Genomic DNA, 16,127 nt, shown 5'->3' on the forward strand with positions numbered 1-16,127 from the left:
AAATCAACTTTAGAAGGGAATTTTAAGTTCACTCTTAAGTTCACAATACTGCCTTCTTCAAATTTCTCCTCACTATGTAAGTCTAATTGCAAGTTAGACTCCAAAGATCTTAGATCTAGCTTAGTTTTATTTTCCTCTAAATGTCTATAAACTCCGGATCTAGCCAATAGAGAATCTAAAGTTTTCGTCGGCTGCGCACCTTGCTTCAAAAAGCTTACAATCCCCGCAGCATCTAACCTGATTTCCTTAGTCCTTGGATTATAAAACCCAAGCTCCTGAATAGTTCGCCCTTGATTCCTGGCTCTACTATCAGCAGCTACTATTCGATAGCTAGGCTCTTTTTTCTTACCAAAGCGCTTCAGCCTTAGTTTAAGCATGGCATAAAAGTATGTTTTTTCTCTGAACAAAGTAGCATGATATCCAAGCCATATCAATATTGCTTAAGTAGTCTATGCTACAAAGCTTCTTGCTTATACGAAATTTTACAATAAGCGTAGTTTGATAAAAATTTGAACTTAGGGAGATGAAGGCTTCACTTACAACTGTGTTGAGGATTGGAGAGCTAACTATTGTTTATACTGAATGCCTCCCCTTTGATCTGCATAACACCCCCACAGGGAGGGTTATGACGATCGCATCCTTGATAACACTCCAATTAGAGTAATTATACAGACCGGTGTCAGCCTAATCCGCTCATGTCAAGGTGTTATATCGTTAGCTTCAGACAATCTTCACGATCAGCCGAGGATCAACGATCGCCCTTGCAGCCCATCTAGGCATTCAAGACAAAAGCGATCGCCCTTGTGGTACAGGACAAAAGCGATCGCTCTCTGCCCAATGACTACCTCTGGACGAATCAATCCGTGAGCGAAAGTCCCTTACTTTTCAGCCAGTCGGGGTTGTAGAGGCGAGATTGATAACGACTGCCGCTATCACAGAGTACGGTGACGATGGTATGTCCCGGGCCCATTTGCTTAGCTAGGGCAACAGCCGCCGCGACGTTGATGCCGACAGAACCGCCCATAAATAACCCATCGCGGTGTAGGAGTTGATACACCACCCGCAAACATTCTTGGTCATCAATTTGGATGGCGTCGTCAATGGGAGCCCCCTCCATATTGGCGGTGATGCGGCTATTGCCAATGCCTTCGGTGATGGAGCTGCCGGTGGGGGCAATTTCCCCAGTTTTGATATAGCTGTAGAGACCGCTACCCATAGGATCAGCCACCACGGTTTGCACCGCTGGATTTTGATCTTTGAGGTACATAGCGACCCCTGCATAGGTGCCCCCCGTCCCCGTTGCTGCCACCCAGGCATCAATTTTGCCGTCGGTTTGCGCCCAGATTTCCGGCCCCGTGGTTTCATAGTGGGCGAGGCGGTTCGCCAGATTATCAAACTGGTTAGCCCAAATGGCATTGTCCAATTCCTCAGCCACGCGCCCTGAGAGCTTCACGTAGTTGTTGGGATCACGGTAGGGCACGGCTGGCACCGGACGCACTTCTGCCCCGAGGGTACGCAGCACGTCCATTTTTTCCTGGGACTGGGTGTCTGGGATAATAATCAGGCATTTGTAGCCCTTGGCGTTACAAATATGGGCTAGGCCAATGCCGGTGTTGCCTGCGGTTCCTTCAACAACAGTGCCGCCGGGTTTCAGGTGGCCGCGTGCTTCTGCATCGTTGATGATGTAGAGCGCAGCTCGGTCTTTGACAGAGCCTCCTGGATTGAGAAATTCCGCTTTTCCAAGAATTTCACAGCCGGTTTCGTCACTGAAGCTGTTGAGCCGAATGAGCGGTGTATGGCCCACGGTTGCTACAAATCCGTTCTTAATATCCATCATGCACGTTTGATCATCACGAACTGCGTTCTGTCTCCTCTATTCTCTAGGAAAACTGCCCGAACTGAACACCCGACCTCCAAGACTGGATCAGGTAGAATGAAAGCGCTGCTGAACGGGTTTAACGGTCTGATGAAGTCACCACCGTCCTCCTCTAGCCAAATGTCTCCTGTTGTGATTTGGGCCAAGCGCATTGGCTGGAGCCTATGGCTCAGTTTACTGGTTCTTTTGCCGGTTGGAGCGCTGACGATCGCCTTCAAGATGTTGATGACAATGCCTGAGAGCACGAGTTGCCCTCGCTATTTTGACGCCGAGCATTCCGATAGCCTCAGAATTTACTGTGCCCAGCAGCTTGCGGATGAGGGAACATCCGACAGTCTTCAGCAGGCGATCGCGCTAGTGGATCGCCTGCCCAGCAATAGCCCCAGCCGTGGCCAAGGCGATCGCCTCGTGCAAGATTGGTCTGCGGAATTACTAGAGCTAGCAGAGGAACAGTTTCAAACTGGGCACCTAGATGAAGCCGTGGAGTTGGCCGGCCAGGTGCCGCCTAACACCGATGCCTATATCCAGGCCCGCGATCGCATGGATGCCTGGCAAGCGGTTTGGCAGGACGCCGAAGCGATCTATAGTCGAGCGGATGATGCTATGGCGTTGGGTAATTGGGATGTGGCCCTAAGTCGAGGCCGAGACCTGCTGACGCTAGATAATCGCTATTGGGCCATGGAGCGTTATCCTGAGCTGGCTCGGCGGGCCCAAGAAGGGCGGGAACAGGAGCAATGGCTAGCGGAGGCTGCCAAGCGCCGTCGCACTAACCTGACGACGTCCACGGAGGGACGGCGTACCCAGTGGGAGCAGGAGCGGGATCAGCGAGATTTGCAAGTTCTTCAAGAGGCTCAAGCTCTGGCTCAATCGAGCAACGTAGACGATCTGCGGGAAGCGATCGTCAATGCTCGGCGCATCATCTGGGGAACGCCCCACTATGACCAAGCTCAATCGTTGATTACCACCTGGCAGGCTCAGGTACAGGCGATCGAAGATGCTCCTAGGCTAGCGCAGGCGCGGCAGATAGCTAGCTCAGGGGAGGTCGAAGATTTAGAAAGCGCCATTCGCGAGGCTCGGCGTATTCCTAGCTATCGATCGCTCCATCCTGAGGCTCAGTCTGACATCCAGGTGTGGCAGCAGCAAATTCGAGAGATGACGGCTGAATCTATGACACCGGTTCAGGAGGCGATGGATGAACGTATGGCTCCATGGTCTCCGCCGGAGGATCCGCGATCGCCCCTGAATCCTGACTGGAACCCCGACCAAGATGAGCGTTTCCCGGATGCCTATGGAGAGCCGCTTGGGGACTTGGAAGAGGGTGGCGGCTAGAGGGCCGATAAGAGGGCTGATCTACTCTAAGTCTTGTTCTAACGGCAGCCTCGTGGGAGGTGCGTTACGGCTTCGCCTAACAGCACCCTACTCCAACTCTTGTTCTAGAACGGCAGCGATCGCTTTTTTCGACGTGGTTTGAAACTCTTGAACATTGACTCGGGCAAGTAAGCCCATGGCCACGAGCATCCCCATAGCTTCCAGAGCAAAGACTAAGGCAAAGGCCGGATAGGTTTGGGTAAAGACACTGCGACCAATATCCAGCAAGGCTCCGCCCAGCAGTGTAGCGCTAGCCTGGGCCATGGCTTGGGCCAGCCCCCACGCCCCCACAAAGGTACCGGCTGTTTCCGCTGCTGTTAGGTCAAGCATCAGGCTGACGGCGCTATTCGTCAGAATGCCTGAGGATAGACCAAACAGCAGTACCGCTAGCTTCAGGAGTCCTTGGGTTTGGGTGATGCCCGACAGCAGGACTAAGCCAAAACACATGGCAGTCAACAAGCAACCTAGCTGGGCTGAACGTTTCTTACCAAGCTTCGGCACAATCCAAAAGCCCGATAGAGCCATGCCCGCCAAGATGCCATAGCCCCAATATTTGTTGAGCCCAGCACTTTCGCCGATGGTCATTTGAAACACCTCGCGGGCATAGGGTTCTAAAACCGGCTGCTGGAGGAATAGGCTAATGGTCATCATCAGCAAAAAGCCGAAGAAAATACCGGTTTGGCGAGAGGCGGTCAAAATCCGCAGCGATCGCCCTAGGGTAATCTGCTCTTCTCGATCTGCTACGGTGGAGCGCAGAGCATAGCGAGAATATTTCTTTTCGACGCCAGCGGTGGCGATCACCGTCAGCCCGATCACCGCTAGGGGAAACAGGATGAAGAGGCGGTTGATGCCGGCCTGCAGCGTATCGGGCGTCATGCCAGACAGCATCACCTCGCCGACGATCGCCCCGACGACAATCCCCACCATCAGCATCGCCCAGACGATGCCCACTAGCTTGGAGCGGTTATCTTCATCGGAAATGTCAACTAACAGGGCGGTAAAAGGCGTTGAACTAGCGCTAATACAAAGTCCGTAGCATCCAAACATCAGCGCCAGCAGCCCCACCCAACCATAGGTTGGCGCTGCCCAACCCGCCGTTTCAACACTCGCGCCCAGTTGCCAAACCACCTGCACAGCAAGGAAGAGGCAAATGGCTTGCAGCGTCATGCCAATCCACACATAGCCGGTGCGATGATGGCCGCGAATGGGCCGCGAGTCAGACATTTGGCCAAACCAGATCCGAGCCGGGGCCACGAACTGATACATGGCGATCGCCCCTGCTGCCAGCACGCCTGGAATGCGCAGCTCGGAAATCATCACCTGGTTTAACACCCCTAGGGTGAGCAAGGACAGTAGCCCTAGCCCCATTTGGAAGAGGCCAAGACGAAACATAGTAAACAGCGTAATTTTTGGACGACTTGGAGCCATCACATCTCCAAGCGGTGGATTCGACAAATGTTCAGTTGCCATGGGACAGGTGTAGACGTGAAACTGTGGGTGTGAAACTAGTATGGACGGCTAAACCATTGATGGAGATAGATGGTTATCTACCACAATAGCGGGCCTGGTGTATGAGGCGATCGCAAGATTCACCACAGGATTCACCGCATTACCCCATCGCCTATCACCTAGCCCCTCAGGAATCATGATGCCGTCCTCATCGCTGTCAGGGTTGGGGTCACAAATCGGAAGGTTAGGGTAGTTCCACGGAAGTGGGTTTAGCAATGTGGGGCAGCCCCCAGCCCAGCTTCTCCCGCAGCACCTGGAAGAACTCCGGAGGGCGCAGCCGGATGAACTTGGCACTATAGGGCGATCGCATCACCTGCACCCGGTCTTCGGGGAGCACATAACAGCCAGCATTGCCATCCACCACCATCACCAAGCGATCGGGGTTGGCAGGGTGGATGACCACCAGCTCATGGTCAGAAAACACCAGGGCTCGGGATGCTAGGGAATGGGGGCAGATGGGGATTAATTGCAGCACCGGCACCCCCGGCGCAATTACAGGGCCGCCGGCCGAAAGCGCATAGGCGGTGGAGCCCGTGGGGGTCGATACAATCACACCATCGGCAGCAATATCAACGGGGGCGTGGCGGCCAATGGCAATTTCAAAATGGCACATGCTGGTCAGGGGTTCTCGGTGCAGCACCATTTCGTTTAAACACAGCGCCTCCCAGGCCAACTGGTCGTTGTGAAACATTTGCACGACCAGCATGACGCGATGCTCAATGGTGTAGTCACCGCTGAGGACGCAGTCGATCGCCTGGGGTAGTTGGTTGAGATAGGCTTCGGTCAAAAAGCCCATATGCCCGGTGTTGATGGTGAGCAGAGGCACGCCCGTAGGCGCAACCTGGCGAGCCGCAGCCAGCACCGTGCCATCGCCCCCCAGCACCATGGCAAAGTCCATATCTGCATCGAAATGGGGCGGAACCAAATCCTCGATGGGAGTTCGCTGAACAGGATCATCGGGGCTGGAGTAGCCAAGGATGCCTCCTGCGCCCGACAGCCGATGCACGTCATATCCTAACTGGCGGAGCTTTTCGTCTAGCTCCGTGGCAACTCGACAGGCGACCGGCTTCGTATCGTTATATATAATGCCTACTTTGGGCACGCGCAACGTCCAAATTTATAATCAAATGGTTATGAATGGGCTGTCTAGCATCGGGTTTTAGCCGAAGACAGGCAAGGCGCAAGGCTGGAACCAACGCATTCAGTCTAGATCGGGGCATCCCATGGGGATCAAACCCAATCTGTGAAGCCGTCGCATCCTGCGGGTGTCGGTCTAGATTTAGCGGCACCCATTTGCGCTTCTATCTAGATTAGTGTGATTTGCACTGCTTTGAACAGCCATCCCCCAAGTCTGCCGAACCGCTGGGTTGGGGGGGCGATCGCCATTAGGCTTTCCAATCTCAATCATCAGAAACTCCGATGCTGTGGTGGGGAGATCTCGGAGATAAACGCCTCAAAGCTATGTATGTCGAGATGTTGAGCGATCGCTGCTCGTTTTGAAAATGACAGCCCGAAACCTAGAGTCGGCGCAAATCATCCATATTCGCTCCCCGGCTTGTTGTCGAAGCCTTCATATTTTGTTACAAAGAGAGCAGATGGCTTGTAGGCAGGATACTGCATGTTTGGTGGATTGACTGGATTTGCAAATGGCTCCAAGACCGACGTTGGAGAACAGATGTTGAATGCGGCGGCGAGTCAGTCGATCCGTCACTTGTTTTCCAAAAGTGATGCGGTCGATGTCGCTGTTCGTTGCTACCCATCCAGTAAGCTACTGCAGGGCAGCATTGACAGCTTCAAGATGACGGGACGCGGTCTGGTGATTCGCCGTCAGTTTGCGGTAGAGGAAATGTCCTTTGAAACCGATGCCGTAGCTCTAGATGTTGGTGGTATTTTCGCCGGACAGATTCGTCTGCGCCAGCCCACCCAGGCGGTGGCCCAAGTGGTGCTGTCGGAAAAGGCGATTAACGATGCCTTCACGGCCGATTTAGTTGAAAAGCGCCTCAAGAACGTCGATCTAGAGGTGCTCACCCAGCTCTCGGGGGGAGAACCGGTATCGTTTCGCGACGTGGTGGTAACGCTACTGCCAGGCAATCGGGTAGCGATCGCTGCCAAGACTGATTTGCCCAACCGTCAAGATGTGCCCATTTCCATGAAGGCCACCTTGATGATCGAAAAGCGGCGACGGCTGCGGTTTGGCGAGGCAGAATTTTGGGATGAGGCCGTGCCCGCTGAGGTGCGATCGCTCTCGGAAACCTTGACCATGGCCTTTGCCGAAGTTCTCAATGAAATGGTAGATCTAGATCGGTTTGACCTTGATGGCGTCAAGCTACGCCTCAACCGATTAGAGGTTGAGGGGAAAAATCTAGTCCTGAGCGGGTATGCTCAGATTGACCATTTCCCAGGTATTCGTTAGTGCCTGATTCGGCGATGCCAGTTCAAAACTTCTTGTCGCTCGGGGGAGTCGTGATGATTCCCCTGATTGCGCTGTCGATATTAGCCTTGATGCTGATTTTGGAACGGCTAATCTTCTGGGGGCGAATCACGGGCCGGCAAACTCGTATTGCTCAGGAAGCGATCGCCCTCTATGCCCGCAACCCAGCCCAGGCGTTTCAACTGCTCAAGCGCAACCAGAAGCTTCCAATCGCCCGAGTGTTTCTATCGGCCCTGCAGCTAGAGCAAGCCAACCCCGATGACTTTCGCCTGGCTTTGGAAACCGCTGCCCAGGCAGAGTTGCCTACCCTGAAGCGCTTCAATACCATTTTTGAAACGGTGATCAGCGTTGCACCCCTCTTGGGCCTGCTGGGCACTATTTTGGGCTTAATGGAGGCCTTTGCCGCCCTACGGGTGGGCGACATTGGCGGCACCGAAACCCTCGACGTCACGGCGGGCATCAGCCGCGCCCTGATTTCCACCGCCTCGGGTCTGGTGGTCGCCATCAGCACCCTCTTCTTTGCCAACCTGTTTCGCGGACTGTACCTACGGCAGCGAGCCCTGATCTTGGAATATGGTGGACATCTAGAGCTGCTCCACCGTCGCTACCATCGCGCTGGAGGGGCACCCTATGCAGCTCCCTGAGGAAACCGATGCACCACCTCAGATCAACATCGTGCCGATGATTGATGCCATTTTCGCGGTGCTGGCTTTTTTCATCATGTCCACCCTGTTTCTCACCCGCTCCCAGGGGCTGCCGGTGACCTTGCCCGATGCGGCCACCAGTGAAACCCAGGTTCAGGAGCAATGGGTGGTGACTCTGGATGCTCAAGGACGTGTGTTTCTCAATCAAGTGCCTGTAGCAGTGGATCAGCTCGCGGCCCAGGTGCGATCGCAACTCACCGATACAAACCCTTTGGTGATCATCCAAGCGGATGCCGCCACTCCCCACGGGTTAGTGGTGCAAGTGATGGACGAATTGCGTACCTTGGAGGGTGTACGGCTAGCGATCGCCACCCAACGCTCCTAGGTTAAATCGGGCACCAGGGGAAGCTGCCCATCTTGATGGAGACGCGCTAGGTTATCCGGGTCGATCCTACCCTGCACTAAGAAGCGATAGGTTTCCTGATACATCGTTTGCCAATAGCGATTGCTCATACTTTGGCTAACCTCTGTGGGATCGACCATGGGATGGGGAACAAGATCACCTGCAGAATACAGGTAAGAATAATGACCTTGAGCTTCCCCGCCTAGTTTTTGAGTGAATTTCTCATTGGTAGACAGATCAGCCGCATCTTCATTCTCAGTCAAAATCAAGCAGGTGGGAATGCGGCGTAGGGTACGCATACTTTCAGGACGCAGGACAAAGTCTCCAAAGCGGTTATTGGCCGTAAAGCAACCCACCGGGAAACGTAGCGATGGATCCCAACCCGCTTCCTGTAAATCCAAGGGCCCAGCAATGTTGACATAGAGTTCATTGTCCTTGCCATGGATTTCCAGCAGGGGTGCGTAGGCAACTACCCGCTGAATGCGATCGGGCTGATCTGCCGCCAGGGCCAACGCAACGGCACCGCCCACCGACAGACCGATGGTGTAGATTGCTCCCGGCATGGCGTCGAGCTCCGTCAAACGCGATCGCGCCTCGGTTAGATAATTCTCATGGGACGAGGTGAAATAGCGATCAAAGTTAGGGTTATCATAATCCTCCAGCGCTTTTTTGATCTGGAATAATTCAGGCTCAATCCTGAGCAGTCGAGCTGCCAGAGCGGCCTGCTGCAGGGGATTAGGATGTTTGATCTGAGTCGGATCACCACCCATCATCTGGGTCAGCATGCCCATCAGCACCGGATCTTGCTTGACCTTACGCTTCAGGGGTTCGGCATACTCGGGTTTGAGGTCAATTTGGGGCCAATAGCGATCGGCAGGTAAGAAACTATGTCCAGCTAAGCTGGCTTGGTAAACATTGAACCCACTGCGGAACAGATAGTCTGCCAAGCGCCACATTTGGTGGGGGCGGGCGCTGAAGCCATGGAACAGCATGACCGTTCCGAAAATCGGCTGACCGGGTTCATGGAACAGGTAGTAGGGATAGGCTCCATCTCGGCGATCGGGATTTTGGTCAATCGAGGTAATGTAGTGGTCGATCGCAGCCTTGGTGCGGGCGATCTGATCGGCGTTGGGGGTCACACGGATCGGCGTTGTGGTCGTCATAACAGGTTTTGGGGGGTAGTTTTTAGGGGGGTACAAGAGATTCGATCAGCATCCCATAGAACCATGGGGGGAACTGGAGTCACTATAGACAAGCGATCGCTGCCTTGACGGATCGACCGTGCCACTTTGATAATCGGTCTGACCCCATCGGGCCCGATCGCTCACTCAGAGGCAACTGGCATGAAGACAACGTCGCCCACTATTCTGGCACTTGATTTTGATGGTGTCTTGTGCGATGGACTGATTGAATATTTCCAGACGGCATGGCAAGCCTATGGCCGCATCTGGTCGCCAATGTCGGCTCAGCCACCGGCAGGGCTGGCTGAGCGCTTTTACCGCCTGCGGCCGGTGGTAGAAACGGGTTGGGAGATGCCGCTGCTGCTGCGATCGCTCCTGTTGGGTGCCGCCGATGCCGATATTTTGAACGACTGGCCGACCCTCGCCCATGATCTAGTCACCGCCGAGCAGCTCGACAGCGCCCACCTAGCCACCACGGTAGACGGCGTTCGGGATGAGTGGATTGCCCGAGACGTAGACCATTGGCTAGCCCAGCATCGCTTCTATCCTGGGGTGATTGCCCGACTGCAGGAGGCGATCGCCCAATGTACGGTGGCGATTGTCACCACGAAGGAAGGACGGTTTGTGATGCAACTGTTGCAGCAGCAGGGGATCCAGCTTGATCCATCGATGATTTTAGGTAAGGAAGTGAAGCAACCTAAGTATCAAACCCTGCGCCAGTTGCGATCGCGCTATGGGAGCCAGAGCGTGATCTGGTTTGTGGAAGATCGGCTCAAGGCCTTACAGTCGGTGCAGGGGCAAGACGATCTGCATGACGTGCGGCTGTTCCTGGCCGACTGGGGCTACAATACCGAGAGCGATCGCGCCCAAGCCCAGCAGGCTGCTGCCGTTGACTTAATATCCCTAGCCACGTTTTGCCAACCCTTTAGCCATTGGCCGAGTCATCAGGATGATTCTGCTTCGGCCTCAACTTGAGAGAGTCTGCCCCATCCAGATCCTCAGTAGGATGCTCAGCGGGATAGTGATCTGCAGGATAGTGATCTGTAGAATCACTGGGGGTTGAGCCATTGAGTTCGCCAGGCAAGAGCCCCAAGCGCATACCTTCCGTTTCGCTACAGATACGATAGGTATTGCGCCCTTGGCGTTTCGCCTCATAGAGGGCGGAGTCTGCCATACGAATCAGGATTTCTGGAAAGTTATTGCGGGTAGGAATGTAGGTGGCAACACCAATGCTAATGGTGACGTGGGAGGAGTTTTGGGACACTTCATGGTGGATTTCCATGGCCCGAATGCCTGCCCCAATAGTTTTAGCAACCTGGATGGCTCCCTCTTGTTCTGTATTAGGCAAGATCACCGCAAATTCTTCACCGCCGTAGCGAGCCACCAGATCCGCTGGCCGTTTGACCAACTGGCTGATCAAATTAGCCACCATCCGTAGGCAGCGATCGCCCTCTTGGTGGCCGTGGGTGTCGTTGTAATACTTGAAAAAATCAATATCGCACATCAGTAATGAGAGGGGCTGGCGATCGCGCATCAGCCTGCGCCACTCATGGTCAAGATATTGATCAAACCGGCGGCGGTTGGCCACTTGGGTAAGGCCGTCCAAAAAGGCAATGCGCTGCAGTTTCTGATTGGCTTGCTTCAGTTCCTCGTGCAGTTCGGCCTGCTGGATGGCAATACTAAATTGGGTGGCCAGTTGCTGTAGCAGGCGCACTTCTCCCGGCTTCCAATGGCGGATTATCTTGCACTGCTGCACAATCATCAGCCCCCACAGCGTTTCTCCCTGCAGCAGTGGCACCACAAGCTGAGCGCGGATGTTGAAATATTCTAAAAATTCCTGCTGATGGGGCTTGAGAGGCTGCTCGTAGATATCCTCCACCGCCAACACGCGGCCGTGCTGGTACAGCGACAGATATTTTTTCTCTAGCGTCCAAGGATCGCGCACGATCCAACCCAGCATTGAGAGCTGGTCATTGGCCAAGGATTCTTCAATGACCAATCCCGTGCCGTCGGGTTCCAGATGTTGAATAATCACCCGATCCACCTCCAGCAGATTGCGAATATCGGTGGTGATGGTGGTGAGAATTTCATCCAGCTTCAGCGACTGGCGAATATGTTGAGCGATCGCCCCTAACACTTGCTCCCGATGCACCTGCTCCCGCAGCTCCTGTTCCACCCGCTTGCGATCGGTAATATCGCGATTGCTCGACCGGATACCTCGCCATTCCCCCTGATCGCTGTAGACCGGCTGAGACATCTGCGATAGCCAACGCACATGCCCACTGCGGGTCACAATCCGAAAGTCGAGGGAGGTGGGGGCATTCATCGCCTGGGTTTGGGCCATTTCCACCTGGGGGCGATCGTCGGGATAGACGAGCTGCTCTAACAGACTGGGATCTTGAACAAACTCGCTCACGCTATAGCCGGTTAGCCGTTGGCAGGAGGGAGACATGTAGAGAAATTGCCCATCTGGGCCCACCCAATATTCCCAGTCCTCGGTGAAATCTGCCACGGTGCGGAAGCGCTCTTCACTGTCGCGCAGGGCCAGTTCAGCCCGTTTGCGATCGCTCACGTCTTGAATCAACACATAAAATCCCGACCCCTGGGGCGGCTGTTGGGGAATATAGTCCACCTGCATATCATGAAGGCGACCTGTAGAATCAGCCAGGGACATTTCAAACTGTAGGGTGCGTCCCATAAGCACACCGTTGATGTAGGGCAAAATCGTGTTGTAGACATCAGGAGGCATGACCTCTTGCATCGATCGCCCCAGGATCTGCTCGGCTCGTCGATTAAACCACGTTGCATAGCGCTGGTTGACAAACTGATAGCGCTGCTGAGCATCAATTTGGGCAATCATCACGGGTACGGAGTCAGTAATCTGCCGCAGTTGGGCTTCTCGTTCTTGCAGAGACTCCTCCGCTTGGTGGCGTTCCGTAGTGTCGCGGCCCACCGACTGAAAGCGCAGCAGGTTACCCGTTTCATCAAAAATGGCGCGATCGCTCCACAGTTGCCATCGATATTCACCATTGGCCGCCACCACCTGATGCTCCATCATCTGCATGGGCGTAGTGGGGGTAAGATGTTTCAGATGTTGGGTGAGCTGACGGCGATCGGGGCGGGGTAAAAAGTCAAAAATATTGTGTTGATACACTTGGTCGGGGGCAATGCCAAAGTAATGGCAGTAGGCTGGGTTGACCCGCGTTAGTTGACCATCCGGCAAAAACTCACACAGCAACTCATCAGGATCAGCCATGGCATCACGCTGTAGGCTGCCTGGATGCAGATGGGCGATCGCGGTCACCGATGGAATACGCGATCGCCATGCAATGGGGTTGCCATGTTGGACAAGATCGGCGCGATGGACAACGCCAATCAAATGACGCTGGGGGCAAAAAACGACGAGATGGTCAAGCTCCAGTTGCGCCATATGTCGCTGGGCGCGCCAGAGGGAGTCTTGCAGCCCAATCAGCAGGTCAATAGGTTGCATAATCGCGGCGGCCGGTGTGCGACTGGCACAGCCTGCTAGGGTCACCTGGGCTAAGTCGTTGGGGGTGATGATGCCCACAGGGTAGCGTTTGAAGGGTGCCTGGGAGGATGGCTGGCGATTGGGTCGTGACTCGACCACCACCGCGCAGCTCGCCTGGGTCAACGCCATGCGCCGGGCAATATCTTGCAGGGACGTATAGGTGGTGACCTGCATCACCTGGGTGTCGATGATGTCAGCCACCAATTGCAGCTTGAGGAGATCAACGGTGCGCAACTTGTCCTTGAGGCGATCGCCCCAAATAAGACCCAGTAAGGTTCGCTGATCGTCAACCACTAAAACCACCGATGTGCCTTCATGCTGCATGGGTTCGAGCAGGTGGCGGATATGGCTAAACTGGCAGGTATTCAGGGTGGCAACGGCATGAAGATTTAGATCCCCAATCTGGACATCCCGTAGGTTTTCCCAAGTGGCGATCGCTTGAATCAGATCGAGGGGCAGCAGCACGCCCAGCCAACGCTCTGACAAGGCTACAACAAGAGGACGCATGGATGCCGTTGAGGGGGGTGCGCTAGAGTCTGGAGTCATGAGCGCTAGGGCATCCGCAAGTGATGTGTTGGGTGATGCCACGAGCGGGGCATGATCCATCACGCGCTTGAGAAATGCGAGTGGGAAACCAGCATTGTAAGCCATCCGACTACCATCAAAGGAATGAGATGCTCTGATGATTGGTGCAACTCCAAGGAGTCGCAGTGTTCAACGGGGCAGACGAGAATCATCGTTACTGGACGCTAATCCAACCTAGCCTTGGGGCAGCCATTGGGGCAGCCCTGACCCAGGCAAGCATGGATTGTGCGGAAACGGGTAGACTCCAACATCTAGCTCCTGTTGCTACTGTCGCTATGAAGTAGTTGCCATGGCGTAACAGTCAAGAAGCAGATATTCAACGGTAGTGCATCATTCAAAAACAATGCATCCTAACTTATACGTAGCTGAGCTACCTGAATCCGGGCGAATTTTAACCATGTCACAAGCTTGATCAGAGACAATCGTCTATCTCTGGGACTAGAGTACCCCAGTCATCAGATGTCTAGAACACATACGGCTAACCTAGCAACCCTGAGAGCATCCCATAATCGGGGCTAGGGTTCAGTTAACACTAGATGCCACTCCCCATCTTGAGTATGCCATGCGGGTATGGGAGTTTGTCCGACCACAAAGGGGCCCCAATAGTGCCGGGAGCCATCCTGAGCAAAGGCCACCACAATATCACCGGGCTGAATGGACAAATCTTGATCCGGTAGGGATAACATGAGACCGCGGGCGCTGCCTTCGGCGGGAGCAAAGTCCCAATGCACGGGTTCGGTGAAGGGGGGAGGGCTAGCTGTTGTGGATGGGGTGATTTCCTCTAGGTCAGCTTCAGGGATGGTGCTATCCCCATCGCCCGGACGGGCCAAGAGCGCCACCCGCACGGGATAGATCGAGCGATTGCTGACGCGCAGATGACCGCGCAGGTCTGCATTGGCCGGTATGCTATCGGGAGAGACTAGGAACTGATCATCTGCCGTGGCCGGAAAAGCTTGCGGGATCTCGTTGGTGATGGATGACAGCGATCGCTCTGCAGATGATGCATCATCCATACCGGGAGTAACATCAGGCTGAACGGGCTCAATTTGAATGGAGAGGTCAAACGGTCTGAAGACCCACGCCAATAGGGCTAACCCAATCACACCAGCCACAGCAGGGTAGACCCATAGCTTAAAATCCTTGGTCACCATCGCACCCCTGTCTCACCCCCTGCATGTCGTCTATCTTTACTCTAGTGAGTGGATGAGGACTTCGGGGGGGTCTTCTGGACAACTTTACGATTTTTTTGATTCGTCCTCATGGTTTTGTTTAGAACAGGGCAACCTTGATAGCACACCTGAAGGAGTTGAATCCTTCAACAGCCTATCAAGACCTTCGCAGTACTCCAGCCATCGCTGAACGCTTGGCTGGTGGTGTAGCGGAGCGCGACTGAAGGAAGAGGTTTACACAGCACCATGTAGAGTGTAGATATGCTGAACATAACGTGGGAATTCAAGCTAGAGCCAACTGCTGAACAGATTTCAGAGATTGAGCACATTCTTGATGTGTGCCGCAAGGTCTGGAACTTTGCCCTGCGGGAACGCAAAGACTGGCTGGATTCTCGCAAGTCCCCGGTGAATGCATGTTCAATCCGGCAGGAGTTTATCCTGCCTGTTGATACACCGTTTCCGAGTTACCACGCTCAGGCTAAAGGCTTAACCAAGGCCAAGGGCGACTTCCCGAGTCTCAAGACCGTCAACGCCCAAGTGCTCCAGCAAGTTCTCAGGAAGCTGGATGGAGCGTGGGAGTCATGGCGATTGAAGCGGTCGGGGTTCCCACGGTTCAAAAAACCTAACCGGATGCGGTCGTTTGTGTTCCCTCAGATGCTCAAACACTGCATCACAGAAGAGGGGCTTAAGCTGCCGCAACTGGGCTGGGTCAAGGTGCGTTGGTCACGGGAGATCCCAGATCTCTTTCAGGTAAAGCAGGCCAGGATTGTTCGCAAGGCGTCGGGTTATTTTGTCCTGTTGAGCCTCCAAGCCGATGTTGATGTCCCTGCTACCATGCCTCATGGGCATCCGGTAGGGATTGATGTTGGGCTGGAATATTTTCTCTCAACGTCCGATGGAGAACAGGTCAAGCGACCTCGCTTTTTCAATGAACTGCACCGCAAGCTGACATTGCTGCAACGCAGGCTCAAGACCAAGCAGAAGGGGTCGGCCAACTGGCTAAAGCTCCAGAAGAAGATTGGGAGAGTCCATCAACGCATTGCCGACACTCGCAAGGATTGGCATTTCAAGTGGGCCCATCACCTTTGTGATGGAGCAGGGATGATGTTTGTGGAAGACCTGGACTTCCGGATCATGGCCAAAGGGATTCTAGGTAAATACACTCTGGATGCTGGTCTGGGGCAATTCACAAACCAAATTCTGCCCTGGGTGTGCTTCAAGCGCGATGTGTTTTACGGCAAGGTGGATGCTCGTGGTACCTCTCAAACGTGCCCAGATTGTGGGGCAGAGGTTCGCAAAGACCTCTCAACTAGAATCCATCACTGCCACAACTGTGGGTCAATCAAACCCCGTGATGTGGCGGCAGCTCAAGTCATTCGTACCCGTGGGCAACGGGGAATAGAAAATGCCTGTGGAGTCGATGCGGCGGGGG

The 16,127-nt window shown here is 54.3% G+C and carries 13 protein-coding genes and 1 pseudogene; 6 read left to right on the forward strand and 8 right to left on the reverse strand.

Translation table 11 applies throughout. The features are described from left to right. Positions 1–146: 146 nt before the first annotated feature. The 3 genes and pseudogenes from rpsP to JUJ53_RS15895 all read right to left on the reverse strand — a co-directional run. A pseudogene (gene rpsP / locus JUJ53_RS24730) lies at positions 147–377 on the reverse strand (30S ribosomal protein S16); the annotation flags it as partial. A 360-nt stretch (positions 378–737) separates the two neighbouring features. Beyond that, positions 738–860 (reverse strand): hypothetical protein, encoded by a 123-nt coding sequence (locus JUJ53_RS25155; protein WP_275415779.1) that lies wholly within the window; start codon positions 858–860, stop codon positions 738–740. After that, a complete protein-coding gene (locus JUJ53_RS15895; protein ID WP_204153021.1) occupies positions 857–1,834 on the reverse strand; it encodes a cysteine synthase A in 978 nt (325 codons plus the stop codon). Before JUJ53_RS15895 ends, JUJ53_RS25155 begins: the two co-directional genes overlap by 4 nt. Before the next feature lie 99 nt (positions 1,835–1,933). Here JUJ53_RS15895 and JUJ53_RS15900 point away from each other — a divergent pair, with 99 nt between their 5' ends. After that, positions 1,934–3,205, forward strand: coding sequence for a hypothetical protein (locus JUJ53_RS15900; RefSeq protein WP_204153022.1), 1,272 nt, complete (start codon positions 1,934–1,936; stop codon positions 3,203–3,205). A gap of 87 nt (positions 3,206–3,292) precedes the next feature. On the opposite strand, the gene JUJ53_RS15905 is transcribed toward JUJ53_RS15900, so the two are convergent. Then, positions 3,293–4,714, reverse strand: coding sequence for a BCD family MFS transporter (locus tag JUJ53_RS15905; protein WP_204153023.1), 1,422 nt, complete (start codon positions 4,712–4,714; stop codon positions 3,293–3,295). Between the two features lie 223 nt (positions 4,715–4,937). After that, positions 4,938–5,855, reverse strand: a complete 918-nt coding sequence (locus JUJ53_RS15910) for an NAD(+) kinase (RefSeq protein ID WP_204153024.1) — start codon at positions 5,853–5,855, stop codon at positions 4,938–4,940. Between the two features lie 516 nt (positions 5,856–6,371). Here JUJ53_RS15910 and JUJ53_RS15915 point away from each other — a divergent pair. The 3 genes from JUJ53_RS15915 to JUJ53_RS15925 are packed head-to-tail and all read left to right on the forward strand — an operon-like array spanning position 6,372 to position 8,213. Then, positions 6,372–7,166 carry a DUF2993 domain-containing protein gene (locus JUJ53_RS15915; RefSeq protein ID WP_204153025.1) on the forward strand — a complete coding sequence of 265 codons (795 nt, stop codon included), beginning with the start codon at positions 6,372–6,374 and terminating at the stop codon, positions 7,164–7,166. 14 nt (positions 7,167–7,180) lie between these two features. Beyond that, complete coding sequence (locus tag JUJ53_RS15920) at positions 7,181–7,828, forward strand: MotA/TolQ/ExbB proton channel family protein (protein WP_204153032.1); 648 nt, start codon at positions 7,181–7,183, stop codon at positions 7,826–7,828. After that, a complete protein-coding gene (locus JUJ53_RS15925; protein ID WP_204153026.1) occupies positions 7,815–8,213 on the forward strand; it encodes a biopolymer transporter ExbD in 399 nt (132 codons plus the stop codon). Before JUJ53_RS15920 ends, JUJ53_RS15925 begins: the two co-directional genes overlap by 14 nt. Here JUJ53_RS15925 and JUJ53_RS15930 read toward each other — a convergent pair. Continuing rightward, positions 8,210–9,394 carry an alpha/beta hydrolase gene (locus JUJ53_RS15930; RefSeq protein WP_204153027.1) on the reverse strand — a complete coding sequence of 395 codons (1,185 nt, stop codon included), beginning with the start codon at positions 9,392–9,394 and terminating at the stop codon, positions 8,210–8,212. The genes JUJ53_RS15925 and JUJ53_RS15930 overlap by 4 nt on opposite strands. 180 nt (positions 9,395–9,574) lie before the next feature. On the opposite strand from JUJ53_RS15930, the gene JUJ53_RS15935 reads away from it, so the two are divergent. Beyond that, positions 9,575–10,387, forward strand: a complete 813-nt coding sequence (locus tag JUJ53_RS15935; RefSeq protein WP_204153028.1) for an HAD family hydrolase — start codon at positions 9,575–9,577, stop codon at positions 10,385–10,387. Here the strand turns inward: JUJ53_RS15935 and JUJ53_RS15940 are convergent. After that, positions 10,338–13,448, reverse strand: coding sequence for a diguanylate cyclase (locus JUJ53_RS15940; protein WP_204153029.1), 3,111 nt, complete (start codon positions 13,446–13,448; stop codon positions 10,338–10,340). The two genes, JUJ53_RS15935 and JUJ53_RS15940, sit on opposite strands and share 50 nt — an antisense overlap. A 593-nt stretch (positions 13,449–14,041) precedes the next feature. Beyond that, a complete protein-coding gene (locus JUJ53_RS15945) occupies positions 14,042–14,677 on the reverse strand; it encodes a hypothetical protein (RefSeq protein ID WP_204153030.1) in 636 nt (211 codons plus the stop codon). 279 nt (positions 14,678–14,956) lie between these two features. Here JUJ53_RS15945 and JUJ53_RS15950 point away from each other — a divergent pair. Further along, the coding region (locus JUJ53_RS15950) for an RNA-guided endonuclease TnpB family protein (protein WP_204153031.1) at positions 14,957–16,127 on the forward strand (1,171 nt) is incomplete at its 3' end.

The sequence above is a fragment of the Leptolyngbya sp. CCY15150 genome, assembly GCF_016888135.1.
GTDB lineage: Bacteria > Cyanobacteriota > Cyanobacteriia > RECH01 > RECH01 > RECH01.